Source organism: Pseudomonas moorei (assembly GCF_008801475.1).
Taxonomy (GTDB): domain Bacteria; phylum Pseudomonadota; class Gammaproteobacteria; order Pseudomonadales; family Pseudomonadaceae; genus Aquipseudomonas; species Aquipseudomonas moorei.
Genome location: NZ_VZPP01000012.1, coordinates 67,853 through 87,024, shown reverse-complemented (window position 1 = coordinate 87,024; position 19,172 = coordinate 67,853). Strand labels below are relative to the sequence as shown.

At 59.0% G+C, this 19,172-nt stretch carries 13 protein-coding genes; 5 read left to right on the top strand and 8 right to left on the bottom strand.

All coding sequences use genetic code 11. From position 1 onward, the window contains the following. The first annotated feature begins 293 nt into the window (after positions 1-293). The 3 genes from F7R06_RS22685 to F7R06_RS22670 all read left to right on the top strand — a co-directional run bounded on the left by F7R06_RS22685 (position 294) and on the right by F7R06_RS22670 (position 8,989). Positions 294-752: an REP-associated tyrosine transposase gene (locus tag F7R06_RS22685; protein WP_090316683.1), complete on the top strand. Its 459-nt coding sequence runs from the start codon at positions 294-296 to the stop codon at positions 750-752. 267 nt (positions 753-1,019) lie between these two features. Further along, a complete protein-coding gene (locus F7R06_RS22675; RefSeq protein ID WP_090316680.1) occupies positions 1,020-4,139 on the top strand; it encodes a transglycosylase domain-containing protein in 3,120 nt (1,039 codons plus the stop codon). A gap of 170 nt (positions 4,140-4,309) precedes the next feature. Next, a complete protein-coding gene (locus F7R06_RS22670) occupies positions 4,310-8,989 on the top strand; it encodes an NEL-type E3 ubiquitin ligase domain-containing protein (RefSeq protein WP_090316677.1) in 4,680 nt (1,559 codons plus the stop codon). Positions 8,990-9,047: 58 nt separating this feature from the next. Here F7R06_RS22670 and F7R06_RS22665 read toward each other — a convergent pair whose 3' ends face one another. The 6 genes from F7R06_RS22665 to F7R06_RS22640 form a co-directional block, all read right to left on the bottom strand. Then, the gene (locus tag F7R06_RS22665) at positions 9,048-10,241 is read right to left on the bottom strand and encodes a hypothetical protein (RefSeq protein ID WP_245706668.1); all 1,194 of its coding nucleotides are present in this window, start codon (positions 10,239-10,241) and stop codon (positions 9,048-9,050) included. Positions 10,242-10,392: 151 nt separating this feature from the next. After that, a complete protein-coding gene (locus F7R06_RS22660) occupies positions 10,393-10,881 on the bottom strand; it encodes a CS1 type fimbrial major subunit (RefSeq protein ID WP_090316672.1) in 489 nt (162 codons plus the stop codon). Between the two features lie 63 nt (positions 10,882-10,944). Further along, positions 10,945-11,688, bottom strand: coding sequence for a pilus assembly protein (locus F7R06_RS22655; protein WP_090316669.1), 744 nt, complete (start codon positions 11,686-11,688; stop codon positions 10,945-10,947). Between the two features lie 59 nt (positions 11,689-11,747). After that, entirely contained in the window at positions 11,748-13,010 is a 1,263-nt protein-coding gene (locus F7R06_RS22650; protein WP_090316667.1) for a hypothetical protein, read from the bottom strand. A 40-nt stretch (positions 13,011-13,050) separates the two neighbouring features. Then, on the bottom strand, positions 13,051-15,573 hold the full coding sequence (locus F7R06_RS22645) for a TcfC E-set like domain-containing protein (protein ID WP_090316663.1): 2,523 nt from the start codon (positions 15,571-15,573) through the stop codon (positions 13,051-13,053). Positions 15,574-15,683: 110 nt separating this feature from the next. Continuing rightward, a complete protein-coding gene (locus F7R06_RS22640; RefSeq protein WP_090316659.1) occupies positions 15,684-16,160 on the bottom strand; it encodes a CS1 type fimbrial major subunit in 477 nt (158 codons plus the stop codon). A 501-nt stretch (positions 16,161-16,661) separates the two neighbouring features. Between F7R06_RS22640 and F7R06_RS22635 the strand changes: the two genes are divergently transcribed. Both F7R06_RS22635 and F7R06_RS22630 read left to right on the top strand, forming a co-directional pair. Then, positions 16,662-17,237, top strand: a complete 576-nt coding sequence (locus F7R06_RS22635) for a PadR family transcriptional regulator (protein WP_090316654.1) — start codon at positions 16,662-16,664, stop codon at positions 17,235-17,237. After that, on the top strand, positions 17,234-18,019 hold the full coding sequence (locus tag F7R06_RS22630; RefSeq protein WP_090316648.1) for a siderophore-interacting protein: 786 nt from the start codon (positions 17,234-17,236) through the stop codon (positions 18,017-18,019). Before F7R06_RS22635 ends, F7R06_RS22630 begins: the two co-directional genes overlap by 4 nt. A 100-nt stretch (positions 18,020-18,119) precedes the next feature. Here the strand turns inward: F7R06_RS22630 and F7R06_RS22625 are convergent, their stop codons facing one another. Further along, a complete protein-coding gene (locus tag F7R06_RS22625) occupies positions 18,120-18,752 on the bottom strand; it encodes a Pr6Pr family membrane protein (RefSeq protein ID WP_090316644.1) in 633 nt (210 codons plus the stop codon). A 14-nt stretch (positions 18,753-18,766) separates the two neighbouring features. Next, positions 18,767-18,997: a VF530 family protein gene (locus F7R06_RS22620; protein ID WP_007985772.1), complete on the bottom strand. Its 231-nt coding sequence runs from the start codon at positions 18,995-18,997 to the stop codon at positions 18,767-18,769. Positions 18,998-19,172: the final 175 nt, after the last annotated feature.

Genomic DNA, 19,172 nt, shown 5'->3' with positions numbered 1-19,172 from the left:
CAGTTTGCCGGGCTGAAACCCTTTTGTGGCGAGGGAGCTCGCTCCCGCTGGGCTGCGAAGCGGCCCCAACCCCTGTCATCGGATTATGTCTGACTAAACCGGTTACCTGGTTTTGCGACTGCTGCGCACTTGAGCGGGACGGTGCGGCGATCCGACAAGCTCCCTCGCCACAGAAGCACTGCAGCCACGTTAATTCCGTCAGGGATTTCGGATTTCTCCTTCAGGAAGCGCGGCGATGTGTAGGTTGGATGACACCTAGGATCAATAGGAATTTTCACAAAAGGACGCAAGGAATGCTTCCACGCCCAAACTCCCACCTTCTGCGCCAAGGACGTTTTTCCGAATCAGGCCGGGCCTATCTCATAACTGCGGCTGTACATCAAAGACGCCCGATATTCAGCGATTGGAGTCTGGGGCGCTTGCTGGTTGCTGAGCTCAGGCGTGCCCACGATCAGGAACGGGTGAACTCAATTGCCTGGGTAGTCATGCCTGATCACTTTCATTGGCTGTTACAACTTGAAAAAAGCAGCATGGCGCGACTCATGCAGGCTACCAAGTCCCGCAGCACACTGACCATCAACCGGATATTGAATCGAACTGGCGCATTTTGGCAATCCGGCTATCACGACCGTGCAATCCGCAATGGGGAAGATTTGCGGCCTTTCGCTCGCTACATCGTCGCCAATCCTTTGCGCGCAGGATTGGTGGCAAAAATCGGTGATTACCCGCTCTGGGACGCCTGCTGGCTTTGAAACCAATTGCCGGTGTAAACCCTTTTGTGGCGAGGGAGCTCGCTCCCGCTGGGCTGCGAAGCGGCCCCAACCCCTGTCATCGGGTTATGTCTGACTGAACCGGTTGACTGGTGTTCGACTGCTGCGCATTCGAGCCGGACCAATCTCCCTCGCCACAGAAATCAGAAGAAACCCGATAGTTGGAGGTTCACAATTTTTTCACCATCGCCAACCACCGTCTAAGCTTCAGACAAGTCAGATCAATCTGCGTGAATGGATCAGTCGACTATGGGCGCGTTATGGCAAACCGATTCGAGTAAAACTGTGGTCCCGACTGAACGTGTGGATGAAGCGCCTATACCTGAAAAACCCCGTCGCAGCCGCATCAAGCACGGGTGGAAGGCGTTCTGGTTGCTGATATTGATCATTGCGATTGTCGTAGGCCTGGCGGCGTCCAAGGAGATGCGCACGTCGAGGTTTCAAGCGCGAGAGGTCAGCAAGTTTGCCGAAACCCTGAGTTATGAACTCAAACCCGGGCCCAGTGACGCCATTCGCTACCCCGGCGCCGGTCCTTTCGACCAGCGTCTGGGCTACAGCTCGCTGGGTGAGTTCCTGCCCCGTCTGCTCAAGCGCAATTTCGTCATCGAAGCGCAAACCCGCTTTTCCCCGGCACTGATGAGCTACGCCGACAAAGGCCTGTTCGTACCCTACGCCGAAAAAATCCAGGCCGGGTTATCGATCACCGATTGCCGCGCCGCGCCGTTGTACCAATACAACTATCCGCAACAGCTCTACTCCAGCTTTGACTCCATCCCGCCGGTGGTGGTCAACAGCCTGCTGTTCATCGAGAACCGTTTTCTGCTTGACCCCAAACAACCCCTGGCCAACCCCGCCGTGGACTGGCCGCGTTTCGGCATGGCGGCATGGTCCCAGGTTGCCAAAATGTTGCATGTGCCTGGTCAATCGGCCGGCGGCAGCACCCTGGCCACTCAGCTGGAAAAATACCGGCACTCGCCCGATGGCTTGACGGTCAATGGCGCGGAAAAAATCCGCCAGATGATTTCCGCCACCGTGCGCGCCTATCAGGCCGGGCCACAAACCCTCGCAGCCCGGCAGAACATTGTTCGCGACTACCTCAACAGCGTGCCGCTGTCAGCCGTGCCCGGCCACGGCGAAGTGCACGGCATGGCCGAAGGCTTGCGGGTGTGGTACGGCTCCGATTTCAACCAGGCCAACGAGGTCCTGACCAGCACTGCGACGGACCCGAAAACCATGGCGGCGAAAGGTCTGGCCCTGCGCGAAATGCTGTCATTGATGATCGCCCAGCGCCGTCCTTCCCATTACCTGACCAAGGGTCGCGACGAACTGGTCGACCTCACCGACAGCCACATTCGCCTGTTGGCACAAAATGGCGTGATCGACGCGCCGTTCGCCGCCGCCGCATTGGCCAGCAAGGTGACCTACCGCGACTGGGCCACCCAGCCGACCATTCAGCCCATCGAAGCCAACAAGGGCATCAGCGTGGCCCGCAGCCGTCTGGCCGGGATGCTCAATCGTCCGCTGTACGACCTCGACCGCCTCGACCTCTCGGCCACCAGCACCTTGCAAAATGAACTGCAAACCCAGGCCACCGAGTACCTGAAAAAACTCGCCGACCCGGCCTTCGCCTCGCAGATTGGCCTGATCGGCGAGCATCTGTTGACCCCCACCAGCACCACGCAAGTGCGCTACAGCTTCACCCTGTTCGAATTGACCCCGGACGGTTCGCGGGTGCGGGTGCAGACCGACAGCACCGATCAACCGTTCGACATCAATGAAGGCAGCAAACTGGAACTGGGCTCCACCGCAAAAATGCGCGTGCTGACCACCTATCTGCAGATCATTTCCGAGTTGCACGATAAATATGCCGGCATGACCATCCCGGAACTGAAAAAAGTCGACGTGCCGGAACAGGATCACCTGACCCGCTGGGTGGTCGATTATCTGATTCAGAACAAGGACCGCAGCCTGCAGCCCATGCTCGGTGCGGCGCTGGACCGCAAGTATTCCGCCAGCCCTGGCGAAGCGTTTTTCACCGGTGGCGGATTGCACGTGTTCCATAACTTCCGCAAGGAAGACAACGGCCGCATGCCGACCCTGCGCGATGCCATTCGAGAGTCGATCAACCTGCCCTTCATTCGCCTGATGCGCGACCTGGTGCGCTACACCACGTATTCGGGTCCCAACAACAGCTCCGAACTGCTCAAGGACGACAACGACCCACGTCGCCAGGAATACCTGGCTTCGTTCGCCGACCGCGAAGGCACTTCGTTCCTGCTGAAATTCTGGAAAAAGTACAAAAACAAGGACACCCAGGCACGGCTCGATACCTTCCTCGACGGCATGCGCCCAACGCCGATCCGCCTGGCCGCCGTGCACCGTTACCTGCTGCCGCTAGCCAGCCAGGAAAGCTTCAACACATTCGTACGCTCGAACCTCAGTGGCGCCAAGCTCACCGAAAAACTGACCGATGATCGCCTCATCCGGCTCTACGACAGTTACGGCCCCGGCAAATACGACCTGCCGGACCAGGGCTTCATCGCCAAGGTTCACCCATTGGACCTGTGGATGATGGGCTACTTGCTGCACAACCCGGACGCGACCTTCAGCCAGATCGTCAAAGCCAGCCAGTTCGAACGCCAGGAAGTCTACAGCTGGCTGTTCAAGAGCAAACACAAGGGCGCCCGTGACAGCCGCATTCGCACCATGCTGGAGATCGAGGCCTTCCTCGACATCCACCAGCGCTGGCAAAAAGTCGGCTACCCGTTCGACCACCTGGTGCCATCGCTGGCAACCGCCATCGGCAGCTCCGGCGACCGTCCCGCCGCGTTGGCCGAGCTGATTGGCACCATCCTCAATGACGGTGTACGCATGCCGACCCTGCGCATCGACAGCCTGCACTTCGCCGCCGGCACGCCCTATGAAACCAAACTGATCAATGACCCGGAGGTCGGCAAACGGGTGATGCCATCCGAAGTCGCCACCGCCATGCGCGACGCCCTGTCGCAAGTGGTGGATGCCGGTACCGCGAAACGGGTCGCCGGCACGTTCAAACTGCCCGACGGCAAGCCGCTGGCCATGGGCGGCAAGACCGGCACCGGTGACAACCGCATAGAAGCCATCGGCTCCGGCGGACGGGTCCTGAGCTCCAAGTCCCTCAACCGCACGGCGACTTTCGTGTTCTACATCGGCGACACCCACTTCGGCACCCTGACCGCTTTCGTGCCGGGGCGCTCGGCGGAAGCCTTCACCTTCACCTCGGCGTTGCCGGTGCAGGTACTCAAGGGCATGGCGCCGATCCTGACCCCTTACTTGCAACCGGGCACCCATACGATGTGCCAGCCAACCCAGGTGACCGCCGGCCGTTGAGCGATGGCCAACGGCTGAACCGGGTGGCGGTACATATGTATTTTTCACTCCTTGATTTTTGGAGAGTCGAGCCGCACCCGGCACCTTTTACAACCAATCTTTGAGCTTTTTTTGCGCCACAGGCCTACCTAGTCTGGTCGTCCGAATCATGATCAAAGGACGATCAAGCAATGCCCACGACCCCCTCGGCGATTCAGGGATCCAACCCGCTCGACATCGCCCCGCTCGATAAAAGCATCCACTTCCATCAGGTCAAAAAGGCGATTCCTGCCTGGCTGCTGAACACCTCGCCATCGCGTGTGGACGACCTGAAATCGGTCAGGCTGACGCTGCCCGACTGGCACAGGAACGCGTCAACACTCGCTCACCGCAAGTTGAAAAAAGCCAACCAGCTCGGCTGGACTGCGCAGAACACGGCGGATACGGCACTCAAGGATGTGAAGGATATTTCCGCCTTTGCCAAACCCCTGCTGCAGAAAGCATTGAAAGACCGCTTCGACGTCGAAGACGATGTCGAGGAAACCTGGCTGCGGCTCTATGCCCCGGTGACGACGGCTTGGTGGGTGCATGACTTCTCCGGCGGAACCACCAGCCGCACGGTCTCGCTGCTGGACGCCGCGCTGCATAACTTTTCCCGGGACGAAACCTTCACCGAGGACTCCGAGTTCATCACCCGCCCCGACACACGCGGGCATTTCAACGTCAAACCACTCAAGCCCAAAGTGAGCATCGAGCAGTTCAAGGCCCTGTGTCGCGAACTGGACATCGGCGCCCGCTATCAACAGCACCTGAATGACGTTTTACTGCCAGCCGACAAAACGGCGAGCAATGTCCTGCGCCACAAAGTCGTTCAGAGCCAGAAAAGCGCACTGAATGCCGCCGCGTACATGGCCCTGATGAAGAACGACATCGACCAGGCGGCCTTTGACGTGGTGCAAGGCATGCTCAACGACCGTTCGCGGCTGGAGTGGAACGGCAAACCCGTCGGCTATTACAACCTGGCGATGATGGACACACGCCTGAGCGGCATCATCCTGATCGCGTCCGATACCTCCAGCGCCAGCGGCCCGGTCCCGGTGATTGCCTATGTGCCCCATGATCCGCTGCACCCGCTCAAGCAATACCCCTCCTCACTCGATTTCATGGCTGAACTGACACGCCAGTTGCGCGATGGCGAATCCGCCAACAGCTATCAACGCTTCTTCAGCCAATTCGTGCCTCATGAGCAACGGGGCCATTTCTTTGCCGGATTGAACGCGCGCCTGAGCACCGTGAAATGGCAGCCGGCCCCCGCAGGTTCCAACTTGCCGAGCTGGCGCGAAACGCCTGTGGATAAACCCAATCTGCAATTCAGTGTGTCCAGCATCAAGATCGACCGGGAGACAACCTTCAATAATGACCTGTGGGGCTATCGCTACCGGCAGACCCTGAACAAGGTTTTCAACGATGCCCGGGAAATCGCCATCTCCACCGAATACGCCGACCGCATGGCTTGCTGGGCCTGGTGGGACAACCTGGAAAAAATGCTCTCGGACATCCTCAACATTGCCTTGCTGGTGGCGACGCCCTTGGTGCCGGGCCTGGGGCCATTGATGCTGGCGTATACGGCCTATCAACTGACGGATGGCGTGGTCGAGGGCCTTGTCGATCTGGCTGAGGGACGCCTGGCCGAGGCCGGTGAGCAGACCCTCGGCGTGCTCGAAAGCGTCGTTCAGTTGGGGGTGTTCGCGGCGGCAGGCTCTGTCGGCAACGCTGCAGGGGCGAAGCTGTCACCGTTTTTCGAAGGCCTGAAACCGGTGCGGCTGGCCAACGGTGACACGCGTTTATGGAACCCCGACCTCAGCCCCTATGAACGTACCGACGTGGATTTGCCCGCCGATGCCCGGCCTGATGACCAGGGTATTCACCAGCATCAGGGCCGGCGCATCCTGCGCCTGGACGATCAACATTTCGAAGTGCTGGATGACGCGGTCACCGGACAACCACGCATTCGCCATCCGGAACGCTTCGATGCCTACGCACCGACCCTGCGCCACAATGGCCATGGGGCCTGGGTCTGCGAAACCGAAAACCCGCGCGAGTGGGAAGGCTCGACCCTGATGCGGCGCCTCGGTCACAGCACCGAGGGTTTCAACGATGAACAACTGGAGGAGATACGTCAGATCAGCGGCACCGAAGAAGGCGTGCTGCGCCGGGTGCACGTGGAGAGCGCACCACCGCCGCCGCTGCTGACCGATACCCTGCAACGCCTGGCTTCACCGCCCATTGAGCCCGCGCCGTTACCCGATGAGATCGCGCCACTGTTCAGCGATTTTCCCGAACTGCCGGCGACCGTTGCCGAACAAATCATCGAGGGCGCCAGTGCCTCGGAAGATCGTCACATCACCGAGAAAAAACGCCTGCCCCTGCGCCTGAAAACCCAGGCCCGGGAGCTGCAATTCGAAACCCGGGCGGTACGAGCAGCCCAGGGTTTGTACCCGAGCGCCTCAATCACCCCCGACACCGAACGCCTGGTGCTCGGCACCCTGCGCTTTCACACCGATACCTTCGGCGACCTGCGCCTGGAGATTCGTCAGGGCACATTCGATGGCGAACTGCGTTACAGCGTCGGCCCCGATGACGCCACGCGGGTGCGGGTACTGATTCGCGACGAGGACGGGCAGTATCAGGTGCGTGATGGCGAGGATCAGCCGATCCACGAAGCCGATGATTTTTTTGAAGCCGTGCTACAGGCCACGCAGGAAAATGGTCAAACCAGCCTGGGCTACAAACCGGGTGATGCCGAAATGTTCAGGCAGTGGGTCATGGAAAAATCAGCCCCACCCAGCGAACGCCGGACCGTGCTCGCCGAGCCGCCCGTTCGCATGGTGGCCGAGCATGAAACGATGCTGTTGGTGCGTGGGGGCTTCCTCAGCAGGGGGAGCCAAACAGTGCACGAACGCATCCATGAACTTTATCCGCACTTCAGTGATACCGAGGTCGATACGTTCGCCAGCGCCCTGATTGAAAGGGGTGAGCCAATGCAGTTTCTGGAGGAGCAAGAAAGTGTTCTCAACGAGCTGAACGATGTGCTCATTCGCTGGAATGCAACGTTTTACGATGAGGAGGGTGCAATGGGTTCGCCAGTAAACGGCATCCGGGGACACATTGCCGATCGCTTGCGCGACTGTTTCAACCGAAGAAACACCCAATTCGGTAGTCGCACCGATCCGCATGGCTATGCGCTGGATCTGTCACATGATGAATTTCTAATACCTATGGACCTGGGGGCCGAATGGCCCAAACGACCGCTGCTACAAAATTTCCTGAATAAAGTCACGATCCTGAAACTCGACAATACGCGTTTTCCTGGCAAGGCAAACAGCTTGTTGAAAGACTTCCCCAACCTACGCGAACTCAGCGCCAGTCGATGCAACCTGACGAGCCTGCCAGAAAACATCGGCGCCATGCAGCGGCTCGAACGTCTGCGCTTGAGTGACAATGAAATCATGCTGGACGCCGCCGCCGTCGAGCAATTGAAGCACCTGACTTACCTGGAGATTCTCCGTCTCGATGAGAATCCCTTGAACAGGGTGATCGACATCTCACGCATGCCCCGCTTGAAAGTCGTCGGGCTTCGGGACACGGTCATTACCACCTGGCCCGAAGGAACGTTGAGCAAAACCAGGCCCCGGGGTTTTCTGCTGGATCTTCGGGACAATCCGATCAGCCTGATTCCCGAGGTGGTCCCCGGCTCACCACAGGCCTGGGTCGTGGCGCGCACCCGGCTGGATGTCGGTAACCTGTCGGAAGCCAACCAGGCTCGCTATCAAGCAATTCGTCGTTCGGTGCAACTGCCCCCCGAACCCATCGTGCCCTCCAACAGCCTGGCCGAGTGGGTTGTCAGCTCCAATTACAGCGCGGAACACTGGAACGACGTGCCCGGCTGGGACATTGACCGGGCCAATCACTGGTCGGAGCTGGCCGATGAGCCCCAGGCACAGGGCTTCCTGAAAGTATTGCTCGAAACCCAACGAAGCAAAGACTTCAAGGCCGGCGGCCCGGCCAAGGATCAACTGGTGCAGCGTGTCTGGCGCATGCTCGATGCCGTGTACGTCGACACGTCTCTGCGGGAAAAGCTGTTCACCATGGCCGTCGCGCCGGTGGATTGCGCCGACGCCGGTGCCCAGTTGTTCAATAACATGGGCGTCAATGTGCTCGCCTACGAGGCCCATGCGTATTCCACCGATCCGGCTCAGCTGGAGCAAAAACTGGTCACCCTGGCCAAAGGCGCCGCGCGGCTGGAACAGGTCAACGACATTGCCCGCGCTGATGTCGCCAGTCGTGGCGGCAACCCGGACGAAGTCGAGGTCTATCTGGCCTATCAGACCGGATTGGCAGAGCGCCTCGACTTGCCCTGGCAATCGAAGGGCATGCTGTTCCGGCCGGTGTCCGGTGTCACTGACGCGATGATCAATCAAGCCTATGACACGGTGCTGAGCCTGGGCGAAGGCGATGGCCTGGTGGACCGAATGCTCGAACAGGATTTTTGGCAAGCCCATTTGGATGAACGCTATGCGACCGATATGCAAGCCAATAAACGTCGCTATCAGCACCTGTCAGATCAACTGGACACCTTGCGCGAAACACAGCGTGAATGGGTCGAGGCGAACTCGGAGGACCAGCGCGCCGAACTGCGCAGTCGGCTCAGGGAACTGATGAACGATCTGCCGGCACCCGACACGGTGGTCTTCGCCGATGAGCCGTTCAGCGATGCCATTTTCGACCGCCTGCTGGTCGACCTGGGCGACGCCGAAAAGGAACTGTCCAGACGCTTGACCCGTGCAGCCATGAGGCTCGCCGGCCAGTAAAACCGAAGAGATTGGGACAGCCTGACGGCGGTTTGCGCCGTCAGGCTGTCCCAGGACCTCAGACTTCGGAATCCCAGACCACCGTGACACTGCCGAAATACTGTTTTGGCGCCCCTGGCAAAAAAAGATGATCGGGCTTCTCAAGTTCGAAGTGCAACGTGCCCGGCTGACGATCCACATAGTGGCCTGGCTGAAAAGTCACGGCCCCGCCCTCAGTCAGCAGTTCCTGACGCTGGACCGGTCTTCCGGCGTTATCGGTCAGGCCACCCGGCAAGCTCACGCTGACTTTCAACGGAGCGGTCAGCATCATATTCCGATCAGCCAAATAGCAGACCCGTCCGTCGGTGATTGAACACTGTAGAAACATTTTGAAGCGCGAACTGGCCGAGATATTGAAGGTCTGGTCACGGAACAGCCGCACCGGTTTACGCCCCGCCTGTAACCAGCTTTGCCAGCCACCGGCCGGTACCAACTGAATTTTCTCGCCTCCCGGCGGGACATCGACCTTGAGCGTATGTTGAACGTCGAGATTGAAGTTCATCGTCAACACCGGACTGCTCGGCAGCATGACGTCGCCGAAGTCGAAGTCGCCGTTGGGGCCGATGGTGTAAGTCAACGAGCCACTATAGAGCCCTGAAGCCATCTTCAGGGGATCGGGAGTCTCCAGTTCATAGGCGAAATCCAGATAATCGAAGCGCAACCAAGGGACGTCATATTTCGCCTGTTTTGAACAGGCCTGCGCCATCGGCGCTTTCCAGAAAAACTCGTAAAAATTGGTGCTGTAAAATCCACTGCCTGTGTACTGACAGGGCGATGGTGCATACACCCAACTCGACCCCCACAAAAGATTGTGGGCAATCCGGTAGTCCTCGGCCCCGCCCACCAGCTCCTTCACGTCATCGGTCACGGCACGTGAGCCAATGCCGGCGATACGTATCCGGACCATTTGGGGGTCTCCGGTCGTTTCATGTATCACGGCCAGATCACGCCATTGCGCCGGCACCTTCAACATTGCCCCTCGCCGCTCGGAAGCATGGTTGGCCAGAATCGGTGAACGTGATTGGAATTGAATCGGCACCTGCAAGCTGAACAAATCGTCTCCCTCGCACTGCTGCGCGTGACTTTTGCAATAACCGCTGGGTGGCGTGGTGTTCGTGAACTTGTTGAGGTGCGGATGAGCCGAATCAGGCTTGAACAACGCAGTGATTGAAACGTCCTGAGCCAACGCCTGGGGCGTCAGCAACCACACCATCAAAAGACTCCATAACCAAAGAAGCCTCGTTGAAAACAAAAATCCAGTAACGCTCATCTGTGCCCGTCTCCGATAACCCCGCCCTGTTCCTTGGGAGGGTTGATATCCACTTGTCATTCAAACGCTTCAAGGCCCGGCATAACCAAAGAGGTCAGGGTGCAGCGGCACTGAATATCAGCTGGACCGTTCCGTAATACGTACCCGGCTTATAGCCACCGGCCGGCACCTTCGGTTGAATGTCCAAAGGAAAGCGTCCGCCTGCCATGGCTTGTGCCGCCGACACCACTTCGCGCGGTTTCGGATCGTGGCTCAGCTCCTGACCGTTGAAACTGACCCGCAAGTAGATGTTCTGGTCTTCACGTCCGTTGAACAGATAAGGCTCGGCGTCCAGCCGCGCTTCGATCGCACTGGTGTCGTGCTTGACGTCGAAATTCTTGCGCAGCCCTTCGAGCCTCGACGTATTGAGATTCCACGGCAGGGTCTGTTCGATATGAATCCAGTTCGACTCGGCCGGTATCACGTAAAAGCTCAAGGTCGGAATTTCCGCCCACACCTCGAACGTGCGCTCTTCCCGCGCCGCAAAAACCTGGGCACACGTCATCACGCCCACACAGAGGGCGAAGGCCGATTGCTTGATCATGTCAGTTACCTGTTGCGTGAAAAAAAGCGGCGAGTACTCCTGGGCGACTCGCCTTGGGCGGTATTACTGGCTGGCAACGCGCAACGCCTTTTTGTCGGCGCCTTCGATCAGGTTGAAGCGGTACTCCCGACCCGGTTTTTTCTCGAACTCGAACGACTTGCCCGCCAGAACGTGATGCTTGGTGGTGGGCTCGCACTCGGTTTCATTCTTCAGCGAGCAGTTGCGAAACTCATCGATCACCACCACGGTGTTGCCGTTATTGCGCAGTCGATAAACACCGGCGCTGTCATCTATCACGCTGTCGAAACGGCTGTTTTTCGGCCGGACAAAAAACACCGTGCCAAACCCGGTCATGACGTTGACCCCCGCGGACAGGTTCTCCTTGTAGGCCTCCCGCTCTTCACTGGACACCGCGAATTCGTCCTCCTTTTCCGGCACCACCGGCACGAAGCGCACACGAAAATACCGTTCGGTGTCACGCGCGCCCATGTGCAGCAAACGCGTGCCCTGCATGCCTTTGGCCGGCACGATCAGCCGGGCGGGGCTGGCCATCAAGCCATCCCGGCCGGCGCCATCCGATTGAGGCTTGACCGGTATTTCGCGGTGGCTGCCATCGGCGTCGTAGACGATTTCCAGGATGTTGACCTTGACGAACGCGGTGCTGTCCCCGCTGTTGTACACCCGCTTGAGGAAAGTACTCTTGTCGCTGTCCAGATAGTCGTACACCGTTCCGACATTGATCTGCGGACCTGCCTGAACCGCCAGCGAAAATCCGCTCAACCCCAACAGCAACCACAGACGCTTCATACCCTTGAACCTCATGACATTGAACACAACACAGGCGCGGTCCCTCGAGAGGCGGCCCATCAGATTTCCGAATCCCAGATCACGGTGACCTTGCCCCTGTAGAAGGGCCCGGCACCGGGCGACAACATGAATTCCACCTGCCTTTGCGGCACCTCGAAGTGCAGGACACCCGGCGCCCTGTCGACGTAGAAACCCGGCTGGAAATACAGCGCATTGGCCGCGCCCGCTCGCAGACGCATATGCCTGACGGGTTGCCCGCTCAGGTCGGTCAGGCCACCGGGCAAGGTGACAAAGACTTGCAGCTCCACCTGCCGTCTGGAGACGCGATCATCGAGCAGACAGTCGTAACTGACGCCGATGAACTCACACTCCATGTACATCTTGAAGCGCGATGAGGCCGAGATATTGAAGCTCTGGTCATGGAACAGCCGTACCGGTTTGCGCCCTGCCTGCAACCAGCTCTGCCAGCCCCCGGCCGGGACCAACTGGACTTGCTCGCCACCGGGCGGGATGTCGACCTTAAGGGTGTGTTGAACGTCGAGATTGAAGTTCAGGGTCAACACCGAATCGGTCGGTATCAACACATCGCCGAAATCGAAATCGCCGGTGGGGCCGATGCTGTAAGTCAGCGAGCCCGTGTATTGCCCAGAAGACATGCCCAAGGGATTGGGGGTCTCCAGTTCATAGGCGAAATCCAGGTGGTTGAAGCGCAGCCATGGAACGTTGAACTTTGCCTGTTTGGAACAGACGCCTTCGGTGGGCGTTTGCCAGAAAAAATCGTAGGTGGTGGAGGTGTACCAGCCCACCCCGCTGTAGACACAGGGCGACGGTGCATTCACCCAACTCAGGCCCCATAACAGGTTGTGCGCAATGCGGTAATCGGCGGCGCCCCCCACCAGCGTCATCACATCATCGGTCGCCACCTGCGAGCCGATACCGGCTATCCGTACCCGGACCTTCTCCGGTTCTCTGGTTGTTTCGTGATACACCGTCAACTCGCGCCACTGCGCTGGCGCTTTCAACATCGCCCCCTGCCGCACGGAGGGGTGATTGGCCGGGATCGGTAAACGTGAATTGAATTGAATCGGCACCTTCAAGCTGAAGAAATTGTGCAATTCACACTGCTCCGGCCAGCTCCCGCAATAACCGCTGGGCGGCGTGGTGTTCTTGAACTTGTTGAGATGCGGATAGGCCGAGTCCGGCTTGAACACGGCGGTGATCCTGACGTCCTCGGCTTTGGCTGAAGTCGTCATGATGCTGACGAGCAATGCACCCGCCAACCACCCCTTGCCATGTGAAACGAAAGAACGCGAGACGTTCATCTATGCCTGACCTCCGAAAACCAGATTCAACGACGGGCCTTCAGCCCGCCGTCTCGGCGTTGTGGGTGGCGTTCGCCAGGGTGTCCGGCGAACAGCGCAAATCACCGATCATCAGCACGTTGTTTTCACTGCGGTGTTTGTCGACATCGAGGCGGAACTGGCACAGCAACTGGTCGGCATAACGCACTTCCAGGGTCGGTGAGCCCGCGTTCATTTCCATCGAGAAGAAGCCGTCGACCTCGCTGACCCCACGGCTGGCGTGGTTGATCACGTGGTGGCCCTTTAGCGGCCGCCCCTGCGGATCGAGCAGACGCCCGAGCACGGTCAGGGTTTTCATTACCCGCACCTTGCGGTACTCCACGCCCCCCTTGTTCAGGTGATAGCGGGTGCGCGAAGGTTCGATGCTGGCCGCCGGCACGTGATTGCCTTCGAAATCGAAACTCACTGAACTGTTCCTGTAGGCCGTCAGCGGAATGAAATTGCGCCCTGGTCGCAGGGCTGCGCTGCCGCCGCTGAGGTCGTCGGCGCGCAAGGCAATACCGTCGATGTCGGACTCGACATCAACGATCATCCCGGCGCCGCGCCCTTGATGCTGGCTGGTCAACGCCATGCGTTGAGCGCCGACGACCAGCGTGCTGTCGAGGTTCACACCGCCGGTGAAGTTGTTGTTGAACGACGAGCGCTGGATAAAGCCGTCGCCGTTGATCTCATCGGTACGAAAATTCGCCAGGCTCGACAGGCCGACGCCATAGGTGTCGGTGAGCGCAGTCACTGAAACGCTCTGCAGCACGTGGTCTTGCAGGTCCTTGCGGTAACCGAGAGAGGCGTTGTTGTCACGACCGCCTTCACGGGCGGTGCGGCTGCCGATGCTCCCGGAAATCTGCTGGCCAGGACCACCGAGGGCCATGTTGATGCTCAGGTCGACCCCGCGATTGCGCGCTTCGCCGCTGCTGTAGCTGCCCGGACGGTCGAACAGCGACAGACGCCAATTGGCGTCGCTGCCAAACATCTGGGTACGTTGGGTCCAGCCGAGGTCGACGCCGACACCTTCGACATTGCCCTCACTGTGGGACACACGGGCATTGAGCGAACTCTTGCGGCTGATACGGTGGTTCAGCGCCAGCGATGAATTGCTGGTCTGGCCGGTGAACACATTGCGTTGGCGCACGCGGGTGCCGTCGGGCAGCGTGTCGTAGGTATTGGTGGTGTCGAGCCAGCTACGGTTGTGGCTGATCACCAGGCTGCCGGCACCATAGTTGTACAGACCTTGCAGGTCGGCACCGGTGCCGTGGTCTTCGGTCTGGTAAAGGTTGGCGTAGACACTGGTGCTGTTGCCCAGGGTCCAGTCGATGGAGCTGCCGTACTGGAGCTTTTCCCGCACCTGGCGTGCCGACAGGCCGAGTATCACCCTTGGGTGCAGCAGATAGTTGATCGAGGCGCCCGCCGTGGCATCGCCACTGCTTTGTTGATCCCAGTTGCTCAACAGTTTGCTTTCCTGCCCGGCGAACAGGTTGTAGCGCCAGCGCTCATCGTGGTTGCGCCAGTTGTTCGGCTTGTAGATCAGCTCCTGAGTGGTCGAGGTGACTTGACCGTCCTCGATCAGCCGTACTTCCACTTCGTAAATGCCGCCAGGCAATGGCCGGGTGTCGAGGGTCTGCAAGCCGGCCGGGACCGACTGTGTATTGATCAACAGGCCATCGCGGTAGATCTCTACCGAGCCCTGACGGTTGGCGGTGACATAAACCGGGTACACGCTGGGTTTCGGACTGTCGATGGCCAGACTGTCGGAGCTGCCATACATCACGCCCACGGCGGTGTCGGGGCTGGTGCCGAACGAACGGGGTTGGCGCGTCAGGCCTTCGGAATTGGGCGTGAAGTAGCCCAGCCGGAGGAAACTGCCTTCCAGTTCGCGCTGAGTGAAAAGCTCATGCACCGCGTGGTAGGTCTTGTCATCCGGCCCGCCCAGACGTGCCAGTTGCATGTTGAAGGTCTGGCTCCAGTTGCCCAGGCTGCCGCTGGCTTCCAGACCGAAACGACCTCCCAGGTCTTGATCCTGGCCACCGTTGAGATTGAGTTGGTTACGCACCATCAGGCCGCTGCTGCCGCCTTCGGGTTGATCGTGGAAACGCTTGGTTTCGCTGTCGCGCTCGGCATTTTCGGTGACGATCGACAGCAATGAATTTTCCAGGTTGTAGTGCACCGCCAGCATTTGTTCCGGGCATTGCCCCGTGCAGGCACCCAAGGCGACGCCGGGCTTGAGGATATCCGCCCAGGTCTGGCGCTCCCCGGCACCGAAACGGCTTTCACTGGTATCGGTGAAATCGAGCAATGTCACCCGGTCATCGCGGGACAACACAATCATCGCCTCGCCGAGGGGTTGCTGATCGAGTTCGACCCGAACCGCCAGCGGAACGTCGAAGAAATGCTCCTCGAACTCTGACGGCAAGCCTTTGGCCTGGGCCAGCAAACTTCGTGGCGTATTATCAACGGAAGTGGGCGCCGCAAATGCACTGCTACATAACAGCAACGCAAGCGCTGCCGCGATGGGCGTCATCGGGAACATGAACAAGTACTCTGATTACGAGAAAGTCAAAGCCCGGTCGACAGACAGATATGTTTGTCGACCGGTTACGCTACTTGAAGCAAGTAAGCGTTTTACCGTTGAGTTTTAACTTAGACGGAAGGTTCAACCACCAACATGACGACGCCGGTATAGTCGCCCGCATCAGGTTTGCCACCGACCGCACTGACTTTGAATGGCGCGCGATAACGAGTATTGGACTCGGTGTCGCCAACAACTTCTTGCGAAGTAGTTGTCAGCGCCTTGCCGTTGAGTTCGACTTTCAAATCGATGGTCTTGTTACCGGCAATCAGCTTCGGCACGCCTTCAAGTCGGGCGTTTACCTTGCCGGCGGTGTGGAGGACATCAAAGTGCCCGTCGACGGTTCGCATCGAACCGGTAGACGGGTTGTAGCTCATGTCCTGGTCTTTGTTGACCAGATCAGAATCCACCGGAACCGCGTAGAAGTCGTCGGCCGGAACGTGGGCAATCAGGTTGATGGCGTGCTTGGCTTCAGTGGCGGCAAACGCCATGGAAGAACTCAGTGCCAGAACAGCCAGAGGAGCAGCGAACGCGATTTTCTTGAACATCTTTCAGTACCTGTCTTTTAAAAAGGATTAACGCAGAAAGTTCAAGTTGAGCAAAACCGTCACGAGCAGCTATTTGCTCAGCTGAACTTTCAACGCCGAAAGATGATCGATCAATTTATCTGGAAAGTAAGCAGGAACGTTCCTGCAAGTGCGTAGCCAAAGTGCGACCGACACAGAAAGAAAAAACCTGAAATTATTCAAAACAGACTGTCTGACTGTAAGAGAAATACTACAAGCCGGACACTAACGAAAATGACTCGCAGAGACTAACGAAATTACTTCTGTAAGACCAATACCACAGTCCCCGAATACAAAAGGTTAAAGCACTGCATTAGAGAGTTAACACTAATTTAAACTTTTTCACCCGTTTTGGTCACACTTTTTTTGCGGGCTTGGCGGGCTCATCGGCTTGACGCTCGGGACGGCCACTGATCGGGGGGGCTTGCCTTTTTCTTAAGATATATCTTAAGTTGTATCTAAACACGACGAGAGAAAGCACAAATGAGAGACCATCATTCCCCCCACCGCGAGCACGGCGATGGCCGCGACGGCTTCGAGAAACGCCCCGGCCGCGAGCGCGGTGGCCGCGGTCCACGGGTCTTCGCCCCTGGTGATCTGAAATTGCTGTTACTGGCGCTGATCACCGAACAGCCTTGCCACGGTTACGACCTGATCCGCCAGATCGAAGGCATGTTCGACGGCGCCTACAGCCCAAGCCCCGGCGTGATTTACCCGACCCTGACCTTTCTGGAAGAGAGCGAAATGATTCAGGGCGACGCTGAAGGCGGGAAAAAACGCTATTGCGTGACCGATGCCGGGCGTCAATTCCTGGCCGAGCAGGCTGTTGCCCTTGAAGGTGTGCGAGTGCGCATCGATGTCAGCAAACGCTCCCTGCGCGGCCATGATCGTCCGCCCGAAATCCACGAGGCGGTGCACAACCTGCGCCACGCCCTGCAACTGCACCACGGCCGCTGGAGCGCGGAAGAAATCCGGCGTGTCGCCGCCCTGCTCAACGACACCGCCAAAGCCATCGTCGACGGCCCTGCCGTTCAAGCTGTCCAGGAGAAAGCCGAATGACTGAAGTTGTTACCCAAAGCATTCATCGCGTCATGCACGAAATCAAACGCCGTCGCCTGGAAGTGTTGCGGGTGGTCGACCAGACGCCGCGCATGCGCCGGATCACCCTGGGCGGGCCCGAGCTGGCGGGTTTTGTCAGCCTCGGCACCGACGATCACATCAAACTGTTGTTCCCGCAGAACGCGGCGGAACAGGCCGCGCTGGAAACCCTGGTGCTCGGCGCCGGCAAAGGCGATGGGCCGATGCCAGCCATGCGCGACTACACCCCGCGTCGCTATGACCTGGATACGCTGGAGCTGGACATCGACTTCGTGCTGCACGGCGACGGCCCTGCCTCGACCTGGGCCGAACAGGCCAAACCGGGGCAGTTCCTGCACATCGGCGGGCCCCGCGGTTCGATGATCGTGCCGGACATGTTCGACAGCTACCTGCTGATCGGCGACGAAACCGCCCTGCCCGCCATTGCCCGGCGTCTTGAAGGCTTGCCGGCGAACCGCCGCGCGCTGGTGATTGTCGAGGTGGAAAACGGCAAGGAGCAGCAAGTGCTGCAGAGCGCTGCCGAGGTCAATGTGATCTGGGTACTGCGCGAAGGTGGCAAGGACCATCTGCTGAGCACCGTGCGGCAGATCAAGGTGCCCACTGGCAGCCTGTATGCCTGGGTCGCGACCGAGACCAAGGTGTCACGACAAATTCGTCGGGTGTTGCTGGATGAGCACGGGCTGGACGAGCAGTTTGTCAAAGCCGTGGGTTACTGGCGGCTGGATAACACTTTGGATGACTGACCGGTTTCTGTGGGAGCGGGCTTGCCCGCGATAGCGGATTGGCAGGCACTTCAAAGGCGTCTGTCAGGCCGTCATCGCTGGCAAGCCAGCTCCCACAGGGTTAACGCCGTCGATCCAGGCTAACCATCAACAACGCAATCACCACAAACCCCGCCAACAATCCCCCGGCATTGATGAACACCTGTGGATAACCCAGCTTCTCCACATCAATGAACGGATAGGGATAGACCGCCAGCACATGCCCGCGCCACAGCGAATAGCCGAAGTACAGCAGCGGATAAATCACCCACCACGCGATGTGCCCCAGCCGCAACCGGCCCTTGGGCACACACCACCACCAATACACCAGAAACAGCAGCGGCATGACGTCGTGCAGCAGCTCATCGGCCAGCCATTGCCAGCCTTCGGGGTGCCACAAATGGCGCAGCAACAGGTTGTAGGCGATGCCGACCACGGCGATGCTCACGGCAATGCCGCTACTGACCGACGGCTGCAGAAACCAGCGCCGTGCCGCCGACTCGCGGGACGTCAGTTCACAGGTCAGGACTGTCGCCACCAATGTGTTGCTCAGTACGGTGAAGTAGCTGAAAAAACTCATCAGCCCACCCAGCAGGCTGGCGCCCAGGGTCCACCGCGAGTAGAAAATCAGGTACATCTGGATGCTCAATCCGGCCCAGCCCAGGACCGCTGCCACGGCAACGAAATGACGACGCGCGCCTGACCCGGTCGCCATCGGGTTGACCCTGTTCAGAGCGGGCGCTTGGTGCGCATCAGTTTCACGTAGAGGCGCTCGACCTTCTCCCGTGCCCAGGGGGTTTTGCGCAGGAACGTCAGGCTCGACTTGATGCTCGGGTCACTCTTGAAGCAGCGAATATCAATACGCTCGGCCAGTCCCGACCACTCGTAGTGTTCAACCAGGGCGTTGAGGATCTGTTCCAGGGTCACGCCGTGCAGCGGGTCAGTGTTGTGTTCGGTCATGCCGGGCCTTCAAGCAGAGTGAGGATTGGAAGCCGCGCACCTTAGCCGAGGGCTTCTTCGGGTGGAAGCGATCTATCAAATGTAGGTGATCCTGGGATCTTGAGGTCCTGTGAGAGCGAGCTTGCTCGCGATAAACGCAATGACACCGCAGGGCATCTGGTTTTACGCGTTTTCG

What these genes read in the sequence shown, in the direction of transcription:
- F7R06_RS22660 (WP_090316672.1), bottom strand. Translation starts at nt 10,881, where the DNA reads ATGATCAAGCAATCGGCCTTCGCCCTCTGTGTGGGCGTGATGACGTGT.
- F7R06_RS22620 (WP_007985772.1), bottom strand. Translation starts at nt 18,997, where the DNA reads ATGACCGAACACAACACTGACCCGCTGCACGGCGTGACCCTGGAACAG.
- F7R06_RS22670 (WP_090316677.1), top strand. Translation starts at nt 4,310, where the DNA reads ATGCCCACGACCCCCTCGGCGATTCAGGGATCCAACCCGCTCGACATC.
- F7R06_RS22625 (WP_090316644.1), bottom strand. Translation starts at nt 18,752, where the DNA reads ATGGCGACCGGGTCAGGCGCGCGTCGTCATTTCGTTGCCGTGGCAGCG.
- F7R06_RS22650 (WP_090316667.1), bottom strand. Translation starts at nt 13,010, where the DNA reads ATGAACGTCTCGCGTTCTTTCGTTTCACATGGCAAGGGGTGGTTGGCG.
- F7R06_RS22665 (WP_245706668.1), bottom strand. Translation starts at nt 10,241, where the DNA reads ATGGTGTGGTTGCTGACGCCCCAGGCGTTGGCTCAGGACGTTTCAATC.
- F7R06_RS22645 (WP_090316663.1), bottom strand. Translation starts at nt 15,573, where the DNA reads ATGTTCCCGATGACGCCCATCGCGGCAGCGCTTGCGTTGCTGTTATGT.
- F7R06_RS22630 (WP_090316648.1), top strand. Translation starts at nt 17,234, where the DNA reads ATGACTGAAGTTGTTACCCAAAGCATTCATCGCGTCATGCACGAAATC.
- F7R06_RS22640 (WP_090316659.1), bottom strand. Translation starts at nt 16,160, where the DNA reads ATGTTCAAGAAAATCGCGTTCGCTGCTCCTCTGGCTGTTCTGGCACTG.
- F7R06_RS22655 (WP_090316669.1), bottom strand. Translation starts at nt 11,688, where the DNA reads ATGAAGCGTCTGTGGTTGCTGTTGGGGTTGAGCGGATTTTCGCTGGCG.
- F7R06_RS22675 (WP_090316680.1), top strand. Translation starts at nt 1,020, where the DNA reads ATGGGCGCGTTATGGCAAACCGATTCGAGTAAAACTGTGGTCCCGACT.
- F7R06_RS22635 (WP_090316654.1), top strand. Translation starts at nt 16,662, where the DNA reads ATGAGAGACCATCATTCCCCCCACCGCGAGCACGGCGATGGCCGCGAC.
- F7R06_RS22685 (WP_090316683.1), top strand. Translation starts at nt 294, where the DNA reads ATGCTTCCACGCCCAAACTCCCACCTTCTGCGCCAAGGACGTTTTTCC.